The 23764-nt window shown below is 71.8% G+C and carries 23 protein-coding genes; 14 read left to right on the top strand and 9 right to left on the bottom strand.

Annotated features, from left to right (window positions below):
* Window positions 1-37: 37 nt before the first annotated feature.
* Entirely contained in the window at window positions 38-1834 is a 1797-nt protein-coding gene (locus tag ACFCZF_RS27440) for an AMP-dependent synthetase/ligase (protein WP_376673891.1), read from the bottom strand.
* A 354-nt stretch (window positions 1835-2188) separates the two neighbouring features.
* Here ACFCZF_RS27440 and ACFCZF_RS27435 point away from each other — a divergent pair, with 354 nt between their 5' ends.
* The 6 genes from ACFCZF_RS27435 (at window position 2189) to ACFCZF_RS27410 (ending at window position 7543) form a co-directional block, all read left to right on the top strand.
* Window positions 2189-2986, top strand: coding sequence for a metallophosphoesterase (locus ACFCZF_RS27435; protein WP_376673890.1), 798 nt, complete (start codon window positions 2189-2191; stop codon window positions 2984-2986).
* A 163-nt stretch (window positions 2987-3149) separates the two neighbouring features.
* Window positions 3150-3590 (top strand): SRPBCC family protein, encoded by a 441-nt coding sequence (locus ACFCZF_RS27430; RefSeq protein WP_165287446.1) that lies wholly within the window; start codon window positions 3150-3152, stop codon window positions 3588-3590.
* A 222-nt stretch (window positions 3591-3812) separates the two neighbouring features.
* A complete protein-coding gene (locus ACFCZF_RS27425; protein WP_376673889.1) occupies window positions 3813-4997 on the top strand; it encodes an ArsA family ATPase in 1185 nt (394 codons plus the stop codon).
* Between the two features lie 57 nt (window positions 4998-5054).
* Entirely contained in the window at window positions 5055-5609 is a 555-nt protein-coding gene (locus ACFCZF_RS27420) for a DUF5304 domain-containing protein (protein WP_376673888.1), read from the top strand.
* A gap of 54 nt (window positions 5610-5663) precedes the next feature.
* Window positions 5664-6617 (top strand): ROK family glucokinase, encoded by a 954-nt coding sequence (locus ACFCZF_RS27415; protein WP_031035803.1) that lies wholly within the window; start codon window positions 5664-5666, stop codon window positions 6615-6617.
* Between the two features lie 158 nt (window positions 6618-6775).
* The gene (locus tag ACFCZF_RS27410) at window positions 6776-7543 is read left to right on the top strand and encodes an endonuclease/exonuclease/phosphatase family protein (protein WP_376673887.1); all 768 of its coding nucleotides are present in this window, start codon (window positions 6776-6778) and stop codon (window positions 7541-7543) included.
* 34 nt (window positions 7544-7577) lie between these two features.
* On the opposite strand, the gene ACFCZF_RS27405 is transcribed toward ACFCZF_RS27410, so the two are convergent.
* Both ACFCZF_RS27405 and ACFCZF_RS27400 read right to left on the bottom strand, forming a co-directional pair.
* Entirely contained in the window at window positions 7578-8243 is a 666-nt protein-coding gene (locus ACFCZF_RS27405) for a hypothetical protein (protein WP_375916600.1), read from the bottom strand.
* Window positions 8236-9039: an alpha/beta hydrolase gene (locus tag ACFCZF_RS27400; protein ID WP_376673886.1), complete on the bottom strand. Its 804-nt coding sequence runs from the start codon at window positions 9037-9039 to the stop codon at window positions 8236-8238. Before ACFCZF_RS27400 ends, ACFCZF_RS27405 begins: the two co-directional genes overlap by 8 nt.
* Before the next feature lie 193 nt (window positions 9040-9232).
* Between ACFCZF_RS27400 and ACFCZF_RS27395 the strand changes: the two genes are divergently transcribed.
* The 5 genes from ACFCZF_RS27395 (at window position 9233) to ACFCZF_RS27375 (ending at window position 14188) form a co-directional block, all read left to right on the top strand.
* A complete protein-coding gene (locus ACFCZF_RS27395; RefSeq protein ID WP_375916594.1) occupies window positions 9233-10021 on the top strand; it encodes a lysophospholipid acyltransferase family protein in 789 nt (262 codons plus the stop codon).
* A 47-nt stretch (window positions 10022-10068) separates the two neighbouring features.
* On the top strand, window positions 10069-11322 hold the full coding sequence (macS, locus tag ACFCZF_RS27390) for a MacS family sensor histidine kinase (RefSeq protein ID WP_375916592.1): 1254 nt from the start codon (window positions 10069-10071) through the stop codon (window positions 11320-11322).
* Window positions 11319-11996: a response regulator transcription factor gene (locus ACFCZF_RS27385; protein WP_210958937.1), complete on the top strand. Its 678-nt coding sequence runs from the start codon at window positions 11319-11321 to the stop codon at window positions 11994-11996. The genes macS and ACFCZF_RS27385 overlap by 4 nt, the downstream gene beginning before the upstream one ends.
* 52 nt (window positions 11997-12048) lie before the next feature.
* The gene (locus ACFCZF_RS27380; protein ID WP_376673885.1) at window positions 12049-13077 is read left to right on the top strand and encodes a 6-phosphofructokinase; all 1029 of its coding nucleotides are present in this window, start codon (window positions 12049-12051) and stop codon (window positions 13075-13077) included.
* Between the two features lie 115 nt (window positions 13078-13192).
* A complete protein-coding gene (locus ACFCZF_RS27375; protein ID WP_376673884.1) occupies window positions 13193-14188 on the top strand; it encodes a 2-hydroxyacid dehydrogenase in 996 nt (331 codons plus the stop codon).
* Window positions 14189-14311: 123 nt separating this feature from the next.
* Here ACFCZF_RS27375 and ACFCZF_RS27370 read toward each other — a convergent pair whose 3' ends face one another.
* On the bottom strand, window positions 14312-16171 hold the full coding sequence (locus ACFCZF_RS27370) for an anthranilate synthase family protein (protein ID WP_376673913.1): 1860 nt from the start codon (window positions 16169-16171) through the stop codon (window positions 14312-14314).
* Window positions 16172-16307: 136 nt separating this feature from the next.
* The gene (locus ACFCZF_RS27365; protein WP_073723848.1) at window positions 16308-16364 is read right to left on the bottom strand and encodes a trp operon leader peptide; all 57 of its coding nucleotides are present in this window, start codon (window positions 16362-16364) and stop codon (window positions 16308-16310) included.
* A gap of 232 nt (window positions 16365-16596) precedes the next feature.
* Here ACFCZF_RS27365 and ACFCZF_RS27360 point away from each other — a divergent pair, with 232 nt between their 5' ends.
* Both ACFCZF_RS27360 and ACFCZF_RS27355 read left to right on the top strand, forming a co-directional pair.
* Entirely contained in the window at window positions 16597-17952 is a 1356-nt protein-coding gene (locus tag ACFCZF_RS27360; RefSeq protein WP_376673883.1) for a class II 3-deoxy-7-phosphoheptulonate synthase, read from the top strand.
* A gap of 167 nt (window positions 17953-18119) precedes the next feature.
* Entirely contained in the window at window positions 18120-18353 is a 234-nt protein-coding gene (locus ACFCZF_RS27355; protein WP_376673882.1) for a bacterioferritin-associated ferredoxin, read from the top strand.
* 54 nt (window positions 18354-18407) lie between these two features.
* On the opposite strand, the gene bfr is transcribed toward ACFCZF_RS27355, so the two are convergent.
* Entirely contained in the window at window positions 18408-18911 is a 504-nt protein-coding gene (gene bfr / locus ACFCZF_RS27350; protein ID WP_375916578.1) for a bacterioferritin, read from the bottom strand.
* A gap of 192 nt (window positions 18912-19103) precedes the next feature.
* Between bfr and ACFCZF_RS27345 the strand changes: the two genes are divergently transcribed.
* Window positions 19104-19751 carry a sulfite oxidase-like oxidoreductase gene (locus ACFCZF_RS27345; protein WP_376673881.1) on the top strand — a complete coding sequence of 216 codons (648 nt, stop codon included), beginning with the start codon at window positions 19104-19106 and terminating at the stop codon, window positions 19749-19751.
* A gap of 22 nt (window positions 19752-19773) precedes the next feature.
* Here ACFCZF_RS27345 and ACFCZF_RS27340 read toward each other — a convergent pair whose 3' ends face one another.
* The 3 genes from ACFCZF_RS27340 to ACFCZF_RS27330 form a co-directional block, all read right to left on the bottom strand.
* Window positions 19774-20706: a deoxyribonuclease IV gene (locus ACFCZF_RS27340; RefSeq protein WP_376673880.1), complete on the bottom strand. Its 933-nt coding sequence runs from the start codon at window positions 20704-20706 to the stop codon at window positions 19774-19776.
* Window positions 20707-20753: 47 nt separating this feature from the next.
* Window positions 20754-22757 (bottom strand): Stk1 family PASTA domain-containing Ser/Thr kinase, encoded by a 2004-nt coding sequence (gene pknB / locus ACFCZF_RS27335; protein WP_376673879.1) that lies wholly within the window; start codon window positions 22755-22757, stop codon window positions 20754-20756.
* Window positions 22758-22966: 209 nt separating this feature from the next.
* Window positions 22967-23764, bottom strand: coding sequence for a thiazole synthase (locus ACFCZF_RS27330; RefSeq protein WP_375916566.1), 798 nt, complete (start codon window positions 23762-23764; stop codon window positions 22967-22969).

Genomic DNA, 23764 nt, shown 5'->3' with positions numbered 1-23764 from the left:
CGCCCACGGCGACAAGGGGGCACCCCCATAGGCGCCCCTACTTGGAGTAGATCGCCTCGATCTCGTCCACGTAGTCCTTCGCCACGACACTCCGCTTCAGCTTCAGCGACGGCGTCAAGTGCCCTGAGTCCTCCGTGAACTGAGCCCCCAACACCCGGAACTTCCGCACCGACTCCGCCTTGGAGACGGCAGCGTTGCCGTCGTCGATCGCATCCTGGATCGCGGCGAGCAGATCCGCGTCGTCCCGCAGCGAGATCGCCGTCGAACCGGCCGGCTTGCCGTGGTCCGCGCACCAGCGGCCGAGGAACTCCTCGTCGATGGTGACCAGCGCGCCCACGAACGGCCGCCCGTCGCCGACCACCATGCACTCCGCGACCAGCGCGTGCGCGCGGATGCGGTCCTCTATGACGGCCGGGGCGACGTTCTTGCCGCCGGCGGTGACGATGATCTCCTTCTTTCGGCCGGTGATCCGCAGATAGCCGTCCTCGTCGAGGGTGCCGATGTCGCCGGTGTGGAACCAGCCGTCGGCCAGCGCCTCGGCGGTGGCGCCCGGGTTGTTCCAGTACTCCTTGAACAGGTGCTCGCCGTGCAGCAGCACTTCCCCGTCGTCCGCGATGCGCACCACGGAGCCGGGCAGCGGCTGGCCGACCGTGCCGATCTTCTGCCGGTCCCAGGGGTTGAAGGCGGTGGCCGCGCAGGACTCGGTCAGGCCGTAGCCCTCCAGGACCGTGAAGCCGATGCCGCGGAAGAAGTGACCGAGGCGTTCGCCGAGCGGGGCGCCGCCGGAGATGGCGTACTCGCCGCGTCCGCCGAGGACCGTACGGAGCTTGCTGTAGACGAGCTTGTCGAAGACCTTGTGCTTGATCTTCAGACCGAGGGACGGACCGGACGCCGTGTCCAGCGCCTTGCTGTACGCGATCGCCGTGTCCGCGGCCTTGTCGAAGATCTTGCCCTTGCCGTCGGCCTGCGCCTTGGCGCGCGCCGAGTTGTAGACCTTCTCGAAGACGCGCGGCACACCGAGGATCAGCGTGGGCCGGAACGCGGCCAGCTCGTCGGTGAGGTTCTTGATGTCGGGGACGCAGCCCAGCTTGATCGGCGCGATCATCGGCGCGACCTGGACCAGGCGGCCGAAGACGTGGGCGAGCGGGAGGAAGAGGAGGACCGAGCACTCACCGGTGCGGAAGAGCGGCCGCAGCCGCTCCACCACGTTCCCGCACTCGGCGAAGAAGCTGCGGTGGGTGAGCACGCAGCCCTTGGGGCGGCCGGTGGTGCCGGAGGTGTAGACGATGGTCGCCGGGTCGTCGGCCTTCGCGATCGAGCCGCGCTCCTCGACGGCCTGGTCCGTGACGTCCTGGCCCAGGCGCCCCAGCTCCTCCACGGCGCCGGCGTCGATCTGCCAGACGTGCTTGAGGGCGGGCAGTTGCTCGCGCACCGACTCGACGGCGGCGGCGTGCCCGGCCGACTCCACCACGCACGCCGTGGCGCCCGAGTCGCTGAGGATCCACTGCACCTGCTCGGGCGAGCTGGTCTCGTACACCGGCACGGTGATCGCGCCCGCGCACCAGATCGCGAAGTCCAGCAGGGTCCACTCGTAGCGCGTACGGGACATCAGGCCGACCCGGTCGCCCGGCTGGACACCGGAGGCGATGATGCCCTTGGCGGCGGCCTGCACCTCGGCGAGGAAGTCGCGGGCGGTCACGTCCTGCCACGCGCCGGCCACCTTGCGGGAGATGACGGCGACGTCCGGGTGCTGCGCGGCGTTTCTGCGGACGATGTCGGTCAGATTTCCGTCCGCAGGGACCTCGTACAAAGCCGGAAGGCTGAACTCGCGCAAGACTGCTGCTCCTCATAAGGCGCCGGCGCCACGACGTTGTGCGATGCGACGGTGCGGTCCAAGGCTCGGGCAAGTGCTCGGGAGATCACATGCTGATCAATGCTGATCACATGTTGGATCACATGTCGATTCACATGTCGATTCACATGTTGAAAACCAGAGCACGACTGGACTGCCCGGACGTTACCCGCCGGTATGCCTTCTCCGACAGGGGGTCCCCGCGAGATGTTCGCTGCGTCACACGGATGGGGTTTCCTTTGCGCACAGTAGTCGACGGATCAACCGACCAGCCAGTAACCGCAGGTCCCACCGCCACTGTTCACAAGAGGCACGCGCTGCTTACGCTTGATCGTCATGGCACCCACACCGCCCGGTAACAGAAGGACGCGCGTCCATGTGGTCAGCGACGTCCATGGCAACGCCCGCGACCTGGCCAGGGCCGGCGACGGCGCCGACGCCCTGATCTGCCTCGGTGACCTGGTCCTCTTCCTCGACTACGCCGACCACACGCGCGGCATCTTCCCCGACCTGTTCGGCGCCGCGAACGCCGACCGCATCGTCGAGCTGCGCACCGCCCGCCGCTTCGCCGAGGCGCACGAGTTCGGGGCGCGGCTGTGGGCCGGCGTCGGCGGGGACCGGCGCGAGCTGATCGAGGGGGCGGTGCGCAAGCAGTACGCCGAGCTGTTCGCCGCCTTCCCCACCCCGACGTACGCCACCTACGGCAACGTCGACATGCCGCCTCTGTGGCGCGAGTACGCCGGCCCCGGCACCACCGTGCTCGACGGCGAGCGGGTGGAGATCGGCGGCCGGGTCTTCGGCTTCGTCGGCGGCGGCCTGCGCACCCCGATGCGCACGCCGTACGAGATCGGCGACGAGGAGTACGCCGCGAAGATCGAGGCCGTCGGCGAGGTGGACGTGCTCTGCACGCACATCCCGCCCCAGGTGCCGGAGCTGGTCTACGACACGGTGGCGCGGCGCTTCGAGCGGGGCAGCCGCGCGCTGCTGGACGCCATCCGCCGCACCCGTCCCCGGTACGCCCTGTTCGGGCACGTGCACCAGCCGCTGGCGCGCCGGATGCGGATCGGGGCCACCGAGTGCGTGAACGTCGGGCACTTCGCGTCGACGGGGCGGCCGTGGGCGCTGGAGTGGTGAGCCGGGGGCGTCGCGGTGGCCGGACTTGCGCAGGTAGGTGGTGACATTCGCGCTGCCCGTGCGCGATAGCCTTCACGCGGCACACACGTGCGCGCCACGGGCACACGACGACCCGGCGCACGACGACCCTCAGTACCGGCCCGCATCTGGAGGAGCCACAGCGATGGCGGAACACACCAGCTCGAGCATCACGATCGAGGCGGCACCGGCCGACGTCATGGCGGTGATCGCCGACTTCGCCCGCTACCCGGACTGGACCGGTGAGGTGAAGGAGGCGGAGGTCCTCGCGACCGACGCGCAGGGGCGTGCCGAGCAGGTCCGACTCGTCATGGACGCCGGGGCGATCAAGGACGACCAGACGCTGGGATACACCTGGACCGGCGAGCACGAGGTGTCCTGGACGCTGGTGAAGTCCCAGATGCTGCGCTCCCTGGACGGCTCCTACCTGCTCCGCCCGGCCGGCACGGGCACGGAGGTCACCTACCGGCTCACGGTCGACGTCAAGATCCCGATGCTCGGCATGATCAAGCGCAAGGCGGAAAAGGTCATCATCGACCGAGCCTTGGCAGGCCTGAAGAAGCGCGTGGAGTCGGGACCGAAGTAGCCGCCCGCGCAGCTGCGGGCAGTCGTGCCGCTTGGGGCGGCACGGGTGGGCGGTTGGGGGCACCTCCCGCTCGAGCGAAGCCGAGAGTGGGGGAGGCACCCCGCAGCGCCGGGCCGCGCCGTGCCGTACGGTGCCCCGCGCCCCGGGCACCCGCAACGCCGGGCCGCACACCCCCCGGCACCCGCACCCGGCGCCGCCGAGGCACCGGTACCGTTCACCCCCATGCGCACCATCCTGATCACGGGCCCCGGCGGCAGCGGCCGTACCACCGTCGCCGCCGCCACCGCGCTCGCCGCCGCCCGGCAGGGCACCCGCACCCTCCTCCTCGGCGCCGACCGCGACGACACCCTCGGCGCCGTGCTCGGGATGCCCACCGGCGGACCCGCACCGATCACCGTCGAACCCCGCCTCACCGCCTGGCGGCCCGACGCCGCGAAGGGGTTCCGGGACGGCCTCGCCGCCCTCCAGGACCGCGCCGCCTCCGCGCTCGACCTCCTCGGCGCCGGCCGCCTCGACCCCGAGGAACTCACCCCCCTGCCCGGCGCCGACGAACTCGCCCTGCTGCGTGCCCTGCGCGACGCCGCCCTCGCCGAGGGCCCTGACCACCACGAACTCCTCGTCGTCGACCTCCCGCCCGCGCCGCGCGCCCTCGCGCTGCTCGCCCTGCCCGAGGAACTACGCCGCTACCTGCGCCGTCTCCTCCCGCCCGAGCGGCAGGCGGCCCGTGCCCTGCGCCCCGTCCTCGGCCGGCTCGCCGGCGTCCCCATGCCCGCCGAGGCTCTCTACGAGGCCGCCGCCCGCTGGGACCTGGAGCTCGCCGCCGCCGAGGCCGTCGTCGCCGACCGGAACACCATCGTCCGGCTGGTTGCCGAGCCGGGCCCGGCCGGCGTGGACGCCGTCCGCTCCGCCACCCTCGGCCTCGCCCTGCGGGGCCTGCGCACCGACCTGTTGGTCGCCAACCGCGTCCTGCCCGAGGACACCCCGGCGGACAGCTGGCTCACCGGCCCCCTCACCCAGCAGCGCAAGGCGCTGGAGGAGTGGCAGGGTGCGTACGACGTCCGCACCGTCGCCCACCTCGGACGGGACCCGCGCGGCGGGGACGACCTGGCGGCGCTCGACGCGCCGGGCGTCAACGGGGACGTCCCCCCGGTCGAGTGGCCCGTCACCGACCGGCTGGCCGAGGACGGCGTGCTGGTCTGGAACATCCCGCTGCCCGGCGCCGCACGCGACGAACTCGACCTGGTCCGCCGCGGTGACGAACTGGTCGTCACCGCCGGGCCGTTCCGCCGGATCGTGCCGCTGCCGTCCGCGCTGCGCCGCTGCACGGTCGACGGGGCCGCCCTGCGGGAGGGCACGCTCGCCGTCCGGTTCGCGCCGGACCCGAGGCTGTGGCCGCGGAGCCGCTGAACGCGCCGCATCCGTTCGGGTAACGTCGTAAGGACGAACCGTAGTCAGGAGTCCGTCATGAGCGAAGAGCTCCCCCCGTCCGAGGCCCCCCGCCGCGACGAGGCCGACGCGGTCGACGGGGTCGGCGAAACACGACCGGCCGACGCCGACGCCTGGGCGACGGCGTGCGCCGAGGACCTGGAGGCGGAGAAGGCCCGCCGCCGGGCCGAGTACGGGCCGCCGCCCGGCTCGGCCGCCGAGGAGCTGCGCCGGCTCGTCGACACCGTCGCGGACAAGCTGTCCGGCCTCCAGTCCCCGCTGCTCGGCCAGGTCGCCGGACCGGCCGCCCAGCAGGTGGTCCGGCAGGTCGTCCAGCAGGCCAAGGCCGCCGTCGAACCGGTCATCGAGCGCAATCCGGACCTCTTCGACCACCTCGCGGCCGCCGGCGGCGAACTCCTCGCCGCCTACCGCTCCGCCGTCCAGAACCAGGAGCGCCGCTGGACCGCCGGAACCTCGGGGGACGACCCCCGAGACCCCCGCGACCTGGACGAACCGCGTGACGACGCGAGCGACACCGGACGCGACGACGGCGACGAGGGCACCGGCCCGGGCCAGCGCATCGACTTGGACTGACACCGCCCTCGGGTACGGTTGGCCATAGCGGGGCTCGACCGAACTGAGGGATTCATGGGACTCACCATCGGCGTCGACATCGGCGGCACGAAGATCGCGGCCGGTGTGGTCGACGAGGAAGGCAACATCCTCTCGACCCACAAGGTGCCGACCCCCACCACGCCCGAGGCCATCGTGGACGCCATCGCCTCCGCGGTGGAAGGCGCACGCGTGGGACACGAGATCGTCGGCGTCGGCATCGGCGCCGCCGGATACGTCAACCGGCAGCGCTCCACGGTCTACTTCGCGCCCAACATCGACTGGCGCCAGGAGCCGCTCAAGGAAAAGGTCGAGGCCCGCGTCGGCCTCCCGGTCGTCGTGGAGAACGACGCCAACGCCGCGGCCTGGGGCGAGTACAAGTTCGGTGGCGGCAAGGGCCACCGCAACGTCATCTGCATCACCCTCGGCACCGGCCTCGGCGGCGGCATCATCATCGGCAACAAGCTGCGCCGCGGCCACTTCGGCGTGGCCGCCGAGTTCGGCCACATCCGCATGGTGCCGGACGGTCTGCTGTGCGGCTGCGGCTCGCAGGGCTGCTGGGAGCAGTACGCCTCCGGCCGCGCCCTCGTGCGCTACGCCAAGCAGCGCGCCAACGCCACCCCCGAGCGCGCCGAGGTGCTGCTCGCGCTCGGCGACGGCACCCCCGACGGCATCGAGGGCAAGCACATCTCGGTCGCCGCCCGCCAGGGCTGCCCGGTCGCCGTCGACTCCTACCGCGAGCTGGCCCGCTGGGCCGGCGCCGGCCTCGCCGACCTGGCCTCCCTCTTCGACCCGTCCGCCTTCATCGTCGGCGGCGGCCTCTCCGACGAGGGCGACCTGGTCCTCGACCCGATCCGCAAGTCGTACAAGCGGTGGCTGGTCGGCGGCAACTGGCGCCCGGTCGCCGACGTGGTCGCCGCCCAGCTCGGCAACAAGGCCGGCCTGGTAGGCGCCGCGGACCTGGCAAGGGAACCCGACCCGATCATGTAGGCGTACGGCGCTCGCACGTCCCTGAAGGGGCGCGAGGCGGAGTCCATTTGGGGCTCCGCCCCGCGGGCGCGACAAGCCACGCACTACCGGCAGTCGCCCACGAACCTCGCGCCCCGAGCTGTTGGGCGTCCGACCACCAGGTCCCGTAAATTGACCGCATGGCAACGTCCCTCCAGCCGCTCCCCAACTCCCGCACCGAACCCGACGGTTCCGCCGTCATCCGGGTCCTCAGCTACAACATCCGCTCGATGCGCGACGACACCGACGCCCTCGCCCGCGTGATCACGGCCTGCGCCCCCGACCTCGTCCTCCTCCAGGAGGCTCCCCGGTTCTTCCGCTGGCGCAAGAAGCTCACCCGCCTCGCCGACGCGTCCGGGCTGGTCCTCCTCTCCGGGGGCGGCACCGCCGCCGGGCCCGCGCTGCTGTGCTCGCTGCGCGCCACCGTGGAGCGCACCGAGGACGTGCTGCTCCCGCTCACCCCCGGCCGGCACCGCCGCGGCCTCGCCACCGCCGTGGTCCGGATCGGCGGGGCCCGCCTCGGCGTCCTGAGCTGCCACCTGTCACTGGAGGCGGAGGAGCGGTACGAGCAGGCCGGCCTGCTCCTCGACCGGCTCGCCGGCCTGGGCGTGCCGCACGCCGTGGCGGGCGGCGACCTGAACGAGCGCCCCGGCGGCCGCACCTTCCGGCGGCTCGGCGACGGTCTGCGGGACTGCTGGACCGCCGAGCCCTGGGGCAGCGAGTACACCTTCTCCGCCACCGGCCCCGACCGCCGTATCGACGCGGTCTTCGTCACGGAGGGCATCGAGGTCCTGGGCTGCGGGGTGCCGCTCGGGCTCCCCGGGGTGGCCGAGGACGACCTGAGGGCGGCCACGGACCACCTCCCGGTCCTGACCGCCCTCCGCGTACCCGCCGCGTCCGCGAGCTGACAAGCCGCGTGCACGACCCCGCCGGTCGATATCCTTAGACCACCGCGCCCCGCCCCGGATCGTCGTCGTCCTCGTCGTCCGTCCGCATCCGCATGACCAGGGTGGCGAAGCCGCCGAGGAAGCCGCCGATGCTGAGGGTCTGCAGCCACCAGGTCATGTCCCAGCCGAGCACCACCGCCAGCAGGAGCAGCACGGGGCCGCCGAGCACGCCCAGCCAGGCGAACTTCGCGGTGGTGTCGCCCTCGGGAAGCGGGGGCGGCTCGGGCGGTACGAAGTGGCCCTCGTCGTCCTCGCCGATGTCACCGTCCTCGCCGAGCTCTTCGTCCGAGGGCTCGGCCAGGGTGTGGTCGCGCGGGCCGACACCCGGGGCGAACGCCACGGAGCCGCCCAGGGGCCGGGCCGAGGCCGGCCGGTCCGCCGCGGGGCGGTCCGCCTCGGGTTTGTCGTCGTTGGTCTCCGGCTCCAGGAGCGCCAGGTCCTCCACCGACTTGAACGGCTTCGCGCCCGGCGGGTCCGGCGGCTCGTCCCCGTACCCGGCGACGATCGCGGCCCAGGCGGCGTCCTCGTCGATGGGCACGCCCTGCTCCTCGGGCGCGCGGTCCGCCGCGCGCTCGGGTCCCTCGCGGTGCTCCCGCTCCCGTTCCAGGTCCCGCTCCTCGCGCTCCTCGCGGTCCTCGCGGTCGGAGTCGTGCTCAGCCACCTGCGGCCGTCCCTTCCTTGCCGAGACCGGGCTCCGGCTCCCCGACGGAACCGGGCGCGAGCCGGCCGATGAACGCGACGCTCTCCGCGAAGATCCGGTCCGCATCGTGGTCCAACGTCGCCACGTGGTAGCTCTGTTCCAGCAGGATCTCCGTGACGTCCGTCGACGACACCCGGCCGAGGATGCGCGCCGAGTCGGCCGGCGGCACCACATGGTCCTGCGGACTGCGCAGCAACAGCAGCGGCTGGGTCACCTGCGGCAGATCGCCGTCGGCGAGACGGAAGAACGTACGCAGCGAGTGCGCCGCGTGCAGCGGCACCTTGTCGTACCCCAGCTCCGAACCGAGCGGCTTGGCGATGTCGCTGGCGATGCCCTTCGTCGCGGGCAGCAGATGGCGCACCACGGGAAGGGCGTGCTGGGCCACGCCGTGCATCCGGTTCGCCGGGTTGACGACCATGACGCCCGACACCGCGTCCCCGTGCTTGGCGGCGAGCCGCAGGGCCAGCGCGCCGCCCATGGACAGGCCGGCCACGAAGACGCGCGCGCAACGCTCCCGCAGCGCACGCAGCTCGCGGTCCACCTCCGCGTACCAGTCCTGCCAGCCGGTGATCTGCATGTCCTGCCAGCGCGTGCCGTGCCCGGGCAGCAGCGGCAGCGCCACGGTCAGATCGCGCGCGGCGAGGTACTGGGCCCAGGGGCGCAGCGACTGCGGGGAACCGGTGAAGCCGTGGCAGAGGAGGACGCCGACCTCACCGCCCTCTTGGCGGAACGGCTCGGCTCCGGGCAGGACCGGCACGTCTCGGTCTCCTGTCGTCAGGGGGCCGGCACAGCCGGACCGTCGGGTGCGATAGACGCGTGTGCGGTACTTGCGGGTACTTCACCGTACGCGACCGCACTGACACCGACCAGGGCCGTCGGGGCCATTGACGGTGCCCCGGGATAAGGTCGGACCCACGGACACGGGAGGCACTGGGGTGTTGTACGGCACGATGAAGCTCACCATCGGAGGGTCGCTGAAGCTCGCCTTCCGGCCCTGGGTGGAAGGTCTGGAGCACATCCCGGCCGACGGCCCCGCCATTCTGGCGAGCAACCACCTGTCGTTCTCCGACTCGTTCTTCCTGCCGGCCGTCCTCGACCGCAAGGTGACCTTCATCGCCAAGGCCGAGTACTTCAACACCCCCGGAGTCAAGGGCAGGCTGACCGCCGCCTTCTTCAAGGGGGTCGGCCAGCTGCCCGTGGACCGCTCCGGGGCACGCGGCGCGGGCGAGGCCGCCATCAAGAGCGGCATAGAGGTACTGGAGCGGGGCGAGCTGTTCGGCATCTACCCCGAGGGCACGCGCTCCCCGGACGGCCGGCTCTACCGGGGCAAGCCGGGCGGCCTCGCGCGCGTGGCGCTCGCCACCGGCGCGCCCGTCGTCCCGGTCGCCATGATCGACACCGAGAAGATCCAGCCGCCCGGCCAGGTGATGCCGAAGCTGATGCGGCCCGGCATCCGCATCGGCAAGCCCCTGGACTTCACCCGCTACCAGGGCATGGAGCACGACCGCTTCGTACTCCGCGCGGTGACCGACGAGGTCATGTACGAGATCATGAAGCTCTCCGGCCAGGAGTACGTCGACATGTACGCGACCGCCATGAAGCGGCAGCTCGCGGAGGCGGCGAAGGCCGAGAAGGAGGCGGGCAAGGCCGCGAAGGCCGCGCTCGCCCAGGCGGAGAAGGAACAGACCGCCAAGGAGAAGGCGGCGGCCGAGCAGGACCGGACCGCCGACGACCGGTAGCGGCCGGGGGACAGGCGGAGGGCCGTACGGGCCGGGGACGGGGGGACATGGCCAGGCGCGAGAAAGTCATGAGGATGTCGGTCGAGCAGCCGCTGTGGCGCGCGCTCGCCGGCTACCGCGTGCTCACCATGCTGTACGCGATCGGGTTCTTCACGACCGCCTACTCCGGCTTCGCCCGCCCCTGGCTCGCCGTCGCCTACTACGCCGTTCTCTTCGTCTGGACCCTGGCGACCCTGCCCAAGGTCGCGGGCGCGGCCAGCTGCACCAAGCGGTTCCTCACCGCCGACCTCACCATCGCGCTGACCGGCATCCTGCTCACGCCGTTCGCCGACGCCCACGAACGGGTCATGGACGGCGGCCCGACCCTGCCGTCGATATGGACCGCCGGGTCCGTCCTGGCCTTCGCCATCAAGGGCGGCTGGCGCTGGGCGGCCGTCGCCTCCACCCTCGTCGCCGTCGCCAACCTGGTCGAACGCGGCAGCCCCGCCCGCGACACCGTCCACAACGTCATCCTCGTCTGGGTCGCCTCCATCGCCATCGGCTACGTCGTCGAGGTCGCCCGCGCCTCCGAGCGCACCCTCGCCCGCGCCCTGGAGATCGAGGCGGCGACCAGGGAGCGGGAACGGCTCGCCCGGGACATCCACGACAGCGTGCTCCAGGTGCTGGCGATGGTGCAGCGGCGCGGCGCCGTCATCGGCGGCGAGGCGGCCGAGCTGGGCCGGATGGCCGGTGAGCAGGAGGTGGCGCTGCGCACGTTGGTCTCCGGCGGCCTGGTGCCCGTCTCCCGGGTGTCGGAGGACGCCGCCGAGGGCGCCCTCGTACGCGCGGTGGAGGAACCGGAGCGGGACGATCCCGACGGTCCCGTCGATCTGCGCGCCCTGCTCGCCCCGTACGCCGGCTCCCTCGTCAACCTCGCCGAGCCCGGCGCGCCGGTCCTGCTGGCCCCCCTCGCGGCCCGGGAGATCGCGGCCGCCGTGGGTGCCGCCCTGGACAACGTCCGCAAGCACGTCGGTGAGCAGGCGCGCGCGTGGATCCTGGTCGAGGACGAGCCGGACGAGGTGATCGTCACCGTCCGCGACGAGGGCCCCGGCATCCCGGAGGGGCGGCTCGCCGAGGCCGAGGGCGAGGGGCGCCTCGGCGTGGCCCTGTCGATCCGGGGCCGGCTGCGCGAGCTCGGCGGCACGGCCGAGCTGGTCTCGGTGCCCGGTCAGGGCACCGAGGTCGAACTGAAGGCACCCAAGACACTCAAGGCAGCTCAGGAAACCAGCACCACCGCGCGGGGGAAGGCGGCAGACCGATGACCGAGCGACAGGAACCGATCAAGGTCATGGTGGTCGACGACCACCCCATGTGGCGCGACGCCGTCGCCCGGGACCTGGCCGAGTCCGGCTTCGACGTGGTCGCCACCGCAGGCGACGGCGACCAGGCCGTGCGCCGGGCCCGGGCCGCCGCGCCCGACGTCCTCGTGCTCGACCTCAACCTGCCCGGCAAGCCCGGCGTCCAGGTCTGCAAGGAGGTCGTCGGCGCCGACCCGAAGCTGCGCGTCCTCGTGCTCTCCGCGAGCGGCGAGCACGCCGACGTGCTGGAGGCGGTGAAGTCCGGCGCGACCGGATACCTGCTGAAATCGGCCTCCACCGAGGAGTTGCAGGACGCGGTGCGCCGCACGGCACTCGGCGACCCGGTCTTCACCCCGGGACTGGCCGGCCTGGTCCTCGGCGAGTACCGCCGCCTCGCCTCCGAACCGGCCCCGGCCGCGGAGACCGGCGAGCCCGGGGCGCCCCGGCTCACCGACCGGGAGACCGAGGTGCTGCGCCTGGTCGCCAAGGGGCTGAGTTACAAGCAGATCGCCGAACGCCTCGTCATCTCCCACCGCACCGTGCAGAACCACGTCCAGAACACCCTGGGCAAGCTCCAGCTGCACAACCGGGTGGAGCTGGTGCGGTACGCGATAGAACGCGGTCTGGACGACGCCTGACCCCTCGCGGGACAGTGGCCCCAACCACCCACCGTGGCAAAGGGGTTACGTGATGAAGGTCGGAGTACTGACCGGAGGCGGCGACTGCCCCGGGCTCAACGCCGTCATCCGGGCCGTCGTCCGCAAGGGCGTACAGGAGTACGGCTACGAGTTCACCGGCTTCCGGGACGGCTGGCGCGGTCCGCTGGAGGGCGACACCGTCCGCCTCGACATCCCGGCCGTCCGCGGCATCCTGCCCCGCGGCGGCACCATCCTCGGCTCCTCGCGCACCAATCCGCTCCAGCACGAGCACGGCATCCGGCGCATCAAGGAGAACCTCGCGAAGCTCGACGTCGAGGCGCTCATCACCATCGGCGGCGAGGACACCCTGGGTGTCGCCACCCGCCTCGCGGACGAGTACGGCGTGCCGTGCGTCGGCGTGCCCAAGACGATCGACAACGACCTGTCCGCCACCGACTACACCTTCGGCTTCGACACGGCCGTCGGCATCGCCACCGAGGCCATCGACCGGCTGCACACCACCGCCGAGTCCCACATGCGCGTGCTGGTCGTCGAGGTCATGGGCCGGCACGCGGGCTGGATCGCGCTGCACTCCGGCCTGGCCGGCGGCGCCAACGTCATCCTCATCCCCGAGCAGCGCTTCGACACCGAGCAGGTCTGCGCCTGGGTGACCTCGCGGTTCCGGGCCTCGTACGCCCCGATCGTCGTCGTCGCCGAGGGGGCGATGCCGCGCGACGGCGACATGGTGCTCAAGGACCAGTCGCTGGACTCCTACGGGCACGTCCGGCTGTCCGGGGTGGGCGAGTGGCTGGCGAAGGAGATCGAGAAACGCACCGGCAAGGAGGCCCGGACCACCGTCCTCGGCCACGTCCAGCGCGGCGGCACCCCCAGCGCCTTCGACCGCTGGCTCGCCACCCGGTTCGGTCTGCACGCCGTCGACTGCGTCCGCGACGGCGACTTCGGCAAGATGGTCGCCCTGCGCGGCACGGACATCGTCCGCGTCCCGATCGCGGACGCCACGGCCCGGCTGAAGACGGTCGACCCGGAACTGTACGAGGAGGTCGGGGTCTTCTTCGGCTGACCGCTGACCGCTGACCGCTGACCGCTGACCGCTGACCGGCGGCTCCGGGCGCGGCGCCGTATATTCGGCCCGGGAGCCCAGCGGGAGCCCGGAGCCCAGCAGAACGGGAGCGGTCATGGAGATCCTGGCCTTCGGCGTCCAGGCCGACGAGAAGCCCCTGATCGAGCGGGCCTTCCTCGGCCAGGACGAGGTCCGCTGCCTCGACGTCTTCCTCAACGAGGACACCGCCCCCATCGCGGCCGGCCACGAGATCGTCTCCACCTCCGTCAACGCCGACCTCGGCGCGGGCGTCCTGGAGATCCTCGCGGCCGGCGGCACCCGGATGGTGGCCCAGCGCTCCACCGGCTTCAACAACATCGACCTCGACACAGCGGGGCGGCTCGGCATGACCGTCGCCCGGGTGTCGTACTACTCCCCGTACTCGGTCGCCGAGTTCGCCTGGGCCCTCGCGATGGCCGTCAACCGGCGGATCGTGCGCGCCTCCACCCGCACCCGGGACTTCGACTTCCGCCTGCACGGCCTGATGGGCCGGGACCTGCACGGCCGCACCGTGGGCGTACTCGGCACCGGCAAGATCGGCGAGGCCTTCGCCCGGATCGCCCACGGCTTCGGCATGCGGCTGCTCGGCTGGGACGTCGCCGAGAACCCCGCCTGCATGGAGCTGGGCATGCGCTACGTCCCCAAGGACGAGCTGCTCGCCCACTCCGACCTGGTCACCCTGCACCTTCCGCTGGTGGCCGAGACCCGGCACCTGATCGACGCGGCCGCTCTGAAGTCGATGCGGGACGACGCCATCCTGGTCAACTCCAGCCGCGGCGGCCTGATCGACAGCGCCGCCCTCGTCGGCGAGCTGCGCGCCGGGCGCTTCAGCGGCGTCGGCCTGGACGTGCACGAGGCGGAGGCGGGCCTGTTCTTCCTCGACAAGTCCCTGGAGGCCATCACCGACGACACCCTGGCCCGCCTCGTCACCTTCCCGAACGTCCTGGTGACCTCGCACCAGGCGTACTACACCGAGGACGCCGTCGGCCAGATCGTCGACGCCACGGCGCGCAACGTCCTCGACTACCGGGAGGGCCGCCGCTCGGAGAACGTGCTCGTGCCGCGCAGCTGACGGATTTATCCCCGCGAGTGCGGGGAGCAAGCACTGCGTGGGCCCGGCTTGGCGGGTGTGCAAGGTCCATCCCCGGAAGCCGGGGAGCAATCCGTCATGACAACAACGGCATGCGGGCAAAGGTCACGGCCGTCGGATCAGTGGTTCGGCCATCAGCGTCGCGATGATTGCCTGACCGTTCAACGTCAATACCGACTCGGGATGGAACTGCACCGACGCAAACCTTGCGGCGCGCAGCGCGTGCACCTCGCCGCTGTCGGCGCGGCTGACCTCCACCCCGTGCGCGGCCAGCTCCGCGGCGGTCCCGTCGTCGCAGCGCGCGGTGAAGCTGTTGTAGAAACCGACGGTCTCGCGCCGCCCGAACAGGTCGATCTCGGTCTGTGCCCCCTGGTACGGCACCTCCTTGCGGACGATGTCCAGCCCCAGCTCCGCCGCGATCAGCTCGTGCCCGAGGCAGACGCCGAGGACGCCGTGCCGGTTCTCCCGGATCACTTCGGCGGTCAGGGCGCGCAGGAAGCGCATCTTGGGATCCGCCGGGTCGCAGGGGTCGCCGGGGCCGGGCCCCAGCACCACCGGGCCCTCGTGCCCGAGCACCGCCTCGCGCAGCCCCGGCTCGTCGTACCGCCGCACACTCACGGTGAGCCCCGACGAGCGCAGCACGTGCGCGAGCATCGCCGTGAAGGTGTCCTCCGCGTCGACGACCAGGGCGTGGCCCTCCAACGCGTCCGACGGCTCCTGCATCCGCAGCCAGAACGGCGCCAGCGAGGCCCGGCGCCCGTCCAGCGCCGCCCGCACGCGCGGATCGTCGGCCAGGTTCGGCCGACCGGCCTCCGCACGCGGCCGGGACGGACGTACGCCCAGCGCCGCCAGCACCCCGGCCGCCTTGGCGTGGGTCTCCGCGACCTCGCCCGCCGGGTCCGAGCCCCGCACCAGCGTGGCGCCGACCGGCACCCGCAGCCGCCCGGCGGCGTCGATGTCGGCGGTGCGGATGAGGATGGGGGAGTCGAGGGTCTGGGCACCGCCCGAATCCCGGCCCAGCAGCGCCAGCGCCCCCGCGTAGTACCCGCGCCCGCCGACCTCGTGCCTCTCGATGACCCGGCAGGCGTTCTGCACCGGCGAGCCGGTGACCGTCGCCGCGAACATCGTCTCCTTCAGCACCTCACGCACGTCCAGTGAGGAGCGGCCGCGCAGTTCGTACTCGGTGTGCGCGAGGTGCGCCATCTCCTTCAGCCGCGGCCCGACGACCACGCCGCCCATGTCGCCGACGGTGCACATCATCTTGAGTTCCTCGTCGACCACCATCGACAACTCCTCGATCTCCTTGCCGTCGGCCAGGAAGCGGAGCAGGTGCTCGGGGGTCGGTCCCTCGGCGGGGTAGCGGTACGTCCCGCTGATCGGGTTCATGACGACCGTCCCGCCGAACATCCGCACGTGCACCTCGGGGCTGGCCCCGACCAGGGTGCGGTCCCCGCTGTGCACCACGAACGTCCAGTACGCGCCCCGCTCGCCCTCCAGCAGCCGCCGGAACAGCGCCAGCGCGTCGGCCCTCCCGAACCCCGGGACCCGCCCCTCGTACGTCCGCCGGATCACGAAGTTGGCGCCCTCGCCGCCCCCGATCTCCTCGTCCAGCACACGCCCGACGATCTCCGCGTACTTCTCGTCGTCCACGTCGAAGCCGCCGCCCTCGACGCGGACGTCGTGCGCGGGGAGGGCTGCGAGGGCCTCGGCGAGCGGGATGTCGTACCGCTCCTCGGGGGTCAGCACCAGCAGCGGCGTGCCGTCGTCGCGGACGTCGAAGCCGCGCTCGCGGATCTGCCGGAAGGGGACGAGCGCCAGCCCTTCGTCGGGCAGGTCGGCGAGTCTGTCGTGCTCCGTCACCGGGCCGAGCAGCAGTTCCACGGTGTCGTGGTCACGGCCCGGAGTGCGGCGGCGGAGCAGGGCGAACGGGCGGGGGCCGGCCAGGAGGCCGTCGAGCGGTGTCATGGGGGCGATCGGTGTCATGGGTCCGTGTCCCTCTCGGTCTCTCGTCGAGACTCTCGGTGGGAGGGAACGGCCCGGTCGCGAAAACACCGAAGGCCGCCCCTCGGGCGGCCTTCGCGAAGTCTTTCGTTACGCGCAGTCAGTGGGCCGCCGGATGAGCGGTCCACCACCAGGTCTGGGTCGAGTGCGCGAACATGGCACGGACGCTACACCATCGGGCCGTGTCCCGGAGCGCCACTTCGTCGTTGTTCCCGTAGTGCTCCCCGCATGAGCGGGGATGGCCCGACGCTGCTGCAGATGGGCGCTGTTTGCTCCCCTTGCTCCCCGCACCCGCGGGGCTGACGGGCGTACCCCGCCGACGGGGTACGCCCGTCTCACGGACTGGGCGTGGTCATGGACGCCATGACCGACCGCGTACTGTTGAGCGCGTGACCGTGAACGCTGATTCCCGAAGCGTCGCCGCTCAGGCGACTTGGCGAAGCCTGCCCGCGGCGCAGCAGCCCGAGTACCCGGATGCCGAGGCTCTGCGCGATGTGATCGCCGAGCTCGAATCGTATCCGCCCCTCGTGTTCGCCGGAGAGTGCGACCAGCTGCGTGCTCGCATGGCCGCGGTCGCCCGGGGAGAGGCGTTCGTCCTCCAGGGCGGCGACTGCGCCGAGTCGTTCGACGCGGTATCCGCCGAGCACATCAAGGCGAAGCTCAAGACCCTCCTCCAGATGGGCGCCGTCCTCACGTACGCCGCCTCCGTGCCCGTGGTGAAGGTCGGCCGGATCGCCGGCCAGTACTCCAAGCCGCGCTCCAAGCCGACCGAGACCCGCGACGGCGTGACGCTGCCGACCTACCGCGGCGACTCCGTCAACGGCTTCGACTTCACCGAAGCGGCCCGGATCCCGGACCCCGAGCGGCTCAAGCGCATGTACCACGCGTCGGCGTCCACGCTGAACCTGGTGCGCGCCTTCACCACCGGCGGCTACGCCGACCTGCGCCAGGTGCACGCCTGGAACCAGGACTTCGTGAAGTCCTCGCCCTCCGGCCAGCGCTACGAGCAGCTCGCCCGGGAGATCGACCAGGCGCTGAACTTCATGCACGCCTGCGGCACGGACCCGGAGGAGTTCAAGACCGTCGAGTTCTTCTCCTCGCACGAGGCGCTGCTGCTCGACTACGAGTCGGCGCTCACCCGCGTCGACTCGCGCACCGGGCAGCTGTACGACGTCTCTGGGCACATGGTGTGGATCGGTGAGCGCACCCGGCAGCTGGACCACGCGCACATCGAGTTCGCCTCGCGGATCCGCAACCCGATCGGCATCAAGCTCGGCCCGACGACGACGGCCGAGGAGGCGCTGCAGTACATCGAGCGCCTGGACCCGGAGCGTGAGCCCGGCCGGCTGACCTTCATCGTCCGCATGGGCGCGGACAAGATCCGCGACAAGCTCCCCGAGCTGGTGGAGAAGGTCACCGCGTCCGGCGCGACCGTCGCCTGGATCACCGATCCGATGCACGGCAACACCTACGAGGCGGCCTCCGGCCACAAGACCCGCCGCTTCGACGACGTGCTCGACGAGGTCAAGGGCTTCTTCGAGGTCCACAAGTCGCTGGGGACCCACCCGGGCGGCATCCACGTGGAGCTGACCGGCGACGACGTCACCGAGTGTGTGGGCGGCGGCGACGAGATCTTCGTCGACGACCTGCACCAGCGCTACGAGACGGCCTGCGACCCGCGGCTCAACCGCAGCCAGTCGCTCGACCTGGCGTTCCTGGTGGCGGAGATGTACCGGGACCAGTGACGGTCGGCCCCCGCTGGGGTCGGTGAATGGGGCGCGGGTCACACACGATCCGCGCCCCCTCCACTTTTGCCGACCTTGCGTGATGGGTAAGGTTAGGTTTGCCTCACCGATCAGTCGGGCCTTCCGTTCGCCGTCGGTACGGCACGACCTTGTACCCCGCTCGGGAGGTGAACCGCGTGTTCGTCTGCAGCTGCTTCGGTGTCACCGAGGAACAGGTGAAGGGCCACGCGGAAGCCGGCGCCTGCACGCCCCGGCAGATCGCCTCCGCCTGCAAGGCCGGCACCGACTGCGGCGGCTGCGTACGGCGCATCCAGGCGCTGCTCGGCCGCGGCTCTTGCCCCCGCCGGCAACTGGCCGACCAGGGTGAACCGGTCCTCGCGGAGTTCCCGGAAGCGGCCTAGCCGCGGTGAGCGGTCCGGCTGCGGCGAGCGGTCCGACTGCGGCGAGCGGTTCGACTACAACGAGCCGGGGCCGGACGGGTCCGGCTGGACCTGCTCGATGACCGTCGACAGGTAGAGCGACTCGCCCAGCTTCTCGATCAGGTCGAGCTGCGTCTCCAGATAGTCGATGTGGTGCTCCTCGTCGGCGAGGATCGCCTCGAAGACGTTGGCCGACGTGATGTCGTTCTTGGCCCGCATCACCTCGATGCCGCGGCGCAGCCGGTCGATCGCCTCGACCTCGACCTCCCGGTCGGCCTGGAGCATCTCGGTCACGCTCTGGCCGACCCGCACGTGGAAGAGCCGCTGGTAGTTCGGCAAGCCGTCCAGGAGCAGGATGCGGTCGGTGAGCACCTCCGCGTGGCGCATCTCGTCGAAGGACTCCGCGCGCGTGTACTTCGCGAGCTTGGTCCAGCCCTTGTGGTCCTGCAGCTTCGCGTGCAGGAAGTACTGGTTGATCGCCGTGAGCTCGGCGGTCAGCTGCTCATTGAGGAACTCGATGACCTCGGGGTCGCCCTGCATCGCTTGACGCTCCTTCGAACGGGAACTGGCGTGTTGCGCCGCATGATTGCACCGGCATCGAAGATCGTCCAGTAAGTCTCTACTTAGTAAGTAAGTGCAGGCTTAGTCGTGCTTGGTAGCGCTTGTACGTGTTTGCCCGAATGTAAGTGGGGCGGGTCAGGGGCATCGGTCCGGGTCTGTCAGGATGGAGGCATGGGTCAGCCGGTGGGACACGAATCGGGAGAAGGCGGTTCGGAAGGAGCGTCGCGGTTCGAGCTCCCACCGGGACAGCGACTGCAGCGCGGCTGGCCGGTCACGCACTACGGGCCGGTCCCCAAGTTCCGCCCCGAGCGCTGGGAGTTCCGGGTCTTCGGCACCACCGCCGACGGCGAGAAGCACGGATGGACCCACGACGAGTTCACCGCCCTGCCGTACGCCACGGTCGTCGCCGACCTGCACTGCGTCACGAAGTTCAGCATGCTCGGCTCCGAGTGGGGCGGCGTTCCGGCCGCCACGATCCTGGACCTCGCCCCGCCCGAGCCCGCCGTCACCCATGTGATGGTGTGGGCGGAGTACGGATTCAGCTCGAACCTCCGGCTGTCCGACTTCGCCGCCGAACGCACCCTCTTCGCCACCCACAAGGACGGCGAGCTGCTCACCGCCGAGCACGGCTTCCCGCTCCGGCTCGTTGTCCCGCATCTGTACGCCTGGAAGGGCCCGAAGTGGGTCCGCGGCATCGAGTACATGACCGCCGACCGCCGCGGCTTCTGGGAGGAGCGCGGCTACCACAACATCGGCGACCCGTGGCAGGAGCAGCGCTACTCCTACCAGGAGGAGCCCGGGGACGGCCCCGAACTCTGACCTCGCGTACGGCCCCCGCGGGTCAGCCGTCGCGCAGCTTCTTCAGCCGCTCCACGTCCGCCGCGTGCCCCTCCTTGCCGCCCGGCGTCTCGATGACCAGCGGCACGCCCTCGGTCGCCGGGTGGGTCATCAGCGCCCGGAACGGGTCCTCGCCGATGTGACCGGCGCCGATGTTCTCGTGCCGGTCCTTGTGGGCCCCGGCCACGTCCTTGGAGTCATTGGCGTGGATCAGCTTCAGCCGGCCCTCGCCGACCGTGTCCACCAGCAGGTCCAGGGTCTGGTGCATGCCCGACGGTCCGGTCAGGTCGTGCCCCGCCGCGAAGATGTGACAGGTGTCCAGGCACACGCCCAGCTTCGGGTGGGCGTCCAGCGCCTCGAAGTAGGGCCCGAAGTCCCAGGCCCGCGAGCACAGGGACGCGCCCTGGCCGGCGGTCGACTCCAGCAGCAGATACGGGTCGTCGTCGTGCGTGAGCTCGTCGAGCAGCGGCAGCAGGTACTCCCGTACCTGCTTCAGCGCCACCGACCGCTCCCGGCCGCCGGTCGCGCTGCCCGTGTGCACGACCACGCCGAGCGCCCCGATCGCCCGCCCGCGCCGCAGCGAGTGCCGCAGCGAGTCCACCGACCGCTCCACCGTCGCCTCGGTGTGCGAGCCGAAGTTGATCAGGTACGGCGCGTGCACGTAGGCGGGGAGCGACCCGGCCGCGCAGGCCTCCCGGAACGCCTCGTCCTGCTTCGGGTCGCCGGCCGGGGTGGCCCAGCCGCGCGGATTGGCGACGAAGACCTGCACGGCCTCCGCCTTCAGCTCACGGGCGTAGGACAGACCCACGGAGTGCAGGCCGCCGGCCACGGGGACGTGACCGCCGACGGGATTGCGGGGGAGCGCGGGGGTGCCGGAGAGCGCGGGGGTGCGGGGGAGTGCGGAGGTGCGAGAGGGGGCGGACTGCTGACTGTTCACCCGTTCAGGGTGTCATGCCAGGTCACGCGTCCGGACCGTGAGGACCGTCACCTGATGGTGATCTTGATGGTGGAGCCCTTGGGAGCCGTGTCCCCGCCGTCCACCGACTGGTCCTTCACGGTGTCGCCGAACAGTCCGAGCAGACCACGGTCCTCGTCCACCTGGAAGCCGGCGTCCTTCAGCGTCCGCTTGGCGTCGTCCACGCTGTCGCCGACCACGTCCGGGACCTCGATCATCTCGGGGCCCTTGGACACCGTGAGCGTCACCGTGTCGCCCTCGGCGGCGCGGGTGCCCGCGTCCGGCGTCTGCCGGGCGACCTGGCCCCGGTCGTACCCGGAGTTCACCTGCTCCTCGGCGACCTTCACCTTCAGGCCCGCCTCCGTCAGCTCGGCCCGCGCGTCGGCCAGGTCGTCGCCGGTGACGTCCGGGAGGTCGATCGGGCTGCCCTTGCTGACGACCAGGGCGACCGCCGAGCCCGCGCGCACCGTGGTGCCCGTCCTCGGCTTCGTGGAGATCACGAAGCCCTTGGGGACCTCGCCGCTGAACGCCCGGGTCACCATGCCCGGCTCCAGCCCCTCGTCCTTCAGCAGGGTCCGCGCCCGGTCCAGCTTGTAGCCCTGGACGTCCGGCAGCTTCACCGTGTCGGGGCCGTCGGAGATCGTGAACGACACGGAGTCGTTCTTGCGGATGCGGGTGCCCACCCCGGGGTCGGTGCTGATGACCTTGCCACGCTCCACGGTGTCGCTGTAGGCGTGCCGGACCTTGCCGGCGTCCAGCCCGGAGTCCGCCAGCCGGTCCCGGGCCTGTGCCTCGGTCTTGGACAGCAGCGGCGGCACCTTGGTGAACTGGCCGGAGTTGATGTACCAGACGCCCGTGCCGACGCCGAGTACCAGCAGTACGGCCACGACGATCGCCAGCGGGCCGCGCCGCAGCTCCGGCCGGCGGCGCCGGGGCGGCGCAGGCGGGGGAGCGGCCAGCCGACTGGTGCGGTTGATTCCGTCCGCGGGGAACCCGTTCGAGGCGATCCCGTCCGCCGTGCCGTCGTTCTCGTCCTCGTTGACGGGGAGCGGCCGGGATGGGGGTCCCCCCGCGCGAGCGGAGCCGAGCGTGGGGGAGGTCAGCGCGCGGGGGATCACGCTCGTCCGGTCCTCGGCGTTGTCGTGCTCCGCGGCGAGCGCCTGCGGCGGGACCGCGTCCAGCTGGTCCGCGCTCAGCGCCCCGCGCGCCTGGCGGGCCTGCGCGAGCAGCGCCACGGCGTCGTGCGGCCGGATCTCCGGGTTGCGCGCGGTCGCCGAGGCGACCAGCTCGTCCAGCTCGTACGCCATCCCCGGCACGGCGGCCGACGGCGGCGGCACGTCCTCGTGCAGGTGCTTGTAGAGCACCTGGGCGGGGGAGTCCCCGTCGTGCGGCTTGCCGCCGGTCAGCATCTCGTACAGGACGACGCCGCAGGCGTACACGTCGACCCTCGGGTCGGCGGTGCCGTGCTCGATCTGCTCGGGCGCCAGGTAGGAGACGGTGCCGAGGACGGATCCGGTGGTGCTGGTGACCGTGTCCACGGCCCGGACCAGGCCGAAGTCGGCGACCTTGACCCGGCCGTCGTCGCCTATCAGGACGTTCTCCGGCTTCATGTCCCGGTGCACGAACCCGGCCCGGTGCGCGGCGCCGAGCGCGGCCAGCACCGGCTCCAGGATGTCCAGCGCCGCCCGCGGCCGGAGCGCCCCGCGCTCGCGCAGCACGTCGCGCAGGGTGCAGCCGGCGATGTACTCCATGGCCAGGTAGACGTACGCGCCCTCGGCCCCTTGGTCGAACACCTGTACGACGTTGGGGTGGTCGAGCCGGGCCACCGACTTCGCCTCGCGGATGAACCGCTCCACGAAGGTGGCGTCGGTCGCGAGCGTCGGGTGCATCACCTTCAGCGCGAGCACGCGGTCCAGGCGGGTGTCCACGGCCCGGTAGACCGTGGCCATCCCGCCGACCGCGATCCGCGCCTCGACGCGGTACCGGCCGTCGAGCACCTGCCCGACGAGAGGGTCCTGAAGGGTCGTGTCCACGCAGGTGAGTCTACGAGCCACCACGGACACCCGGCGCCGCCACCGACGAACGGGCGCGGTACTGCAGCGGACCTGTGACGCTTCTTACCCCAACGCACGCCCGGCCGGCCGCCGACGGCGATGCACCCCCACGGGCGAGGCCCACCTCTTGTCCGACTGGAAACGGGTGGTGCGTGGGTGGGAGAAGAAGACGGCAGGACAGCCCGGGCTCACCGAAAAGCGGGCCGCTCCGGATCAAGAACCGCCAAGCCCTCCGCAGGAGACGACGCCTCGGCGAAATGCCGCCGCGGAATCCGCCCCGCCCGCCGGGCCAACCGCCCCGCCTCCACCGCGGAGCGCATCGCGGCAGCCATCAGCACCGGCTCCTGCGCCCGCGTCACCGCCGAGGCGAGCATCACACCCGCACACCCCAGCTCCATCGCGAGCGCCACGTCCGACGCCGTACCGGCCCCCGCGTCCAGAATCACCGGCACGCGCGCGTGCTCCACGATCAGCTCGAAGTTGTGCGGGTTGCGGATGCCCAGCCCCGACCCGATCGGCGAGCCGAGCGGCATGATCGCCGCGCATCCGACGTCCTCCAGCTTCCGCGCCAGGACCGGGTCGTCGTTGGTGTACGGCAGCACCGTGAACCCGTCGTCGACCAGCGTCTCGGCCGCGTCCAGCGTCTCGATCGGGTCCGGCAGCAGGGTGCGCTCGTCGGCGATGACCTCCAGCTTGACCAGATCGGTGCCGAGGGCCTCGCGCGCGAGCCGGGCGGTGAGGACCGCCTCCCCGGCGGTGAAGCAGCCCGCCGTGTTCGGCAGCACCCGGATGCCGAGCTTCTCCAGCACCGACAGCACCGACCCGTGCACCGAGGCGTTCACGCGCCGCATCGCGACGGTCGTCAGCTCGGTCCCGGAGGACACGAGCGCGCGCTCCAGCACGTCGAGGCTGGGCGCCCCGCCGGTGCCCATGATCAGGCGGGACCCGTAGGACGTACCGCCGAGGACAAAGGGATCGTCGGCCAT

Source organism: Streptomyces sp. NPDC056296, from assembly GCF_042268605.1.
In the GTDB taxonomy this organism is placed as follows: Bacteria; Actinomycetota; Actinomycetes; order Streptomycetales; family Streptomycetaceae; genus Streptomyces.
Note: the sequence above shows the minus strand (reverse complement) of the source record. Positions and strands in the feature narration are given on the sequence as shown.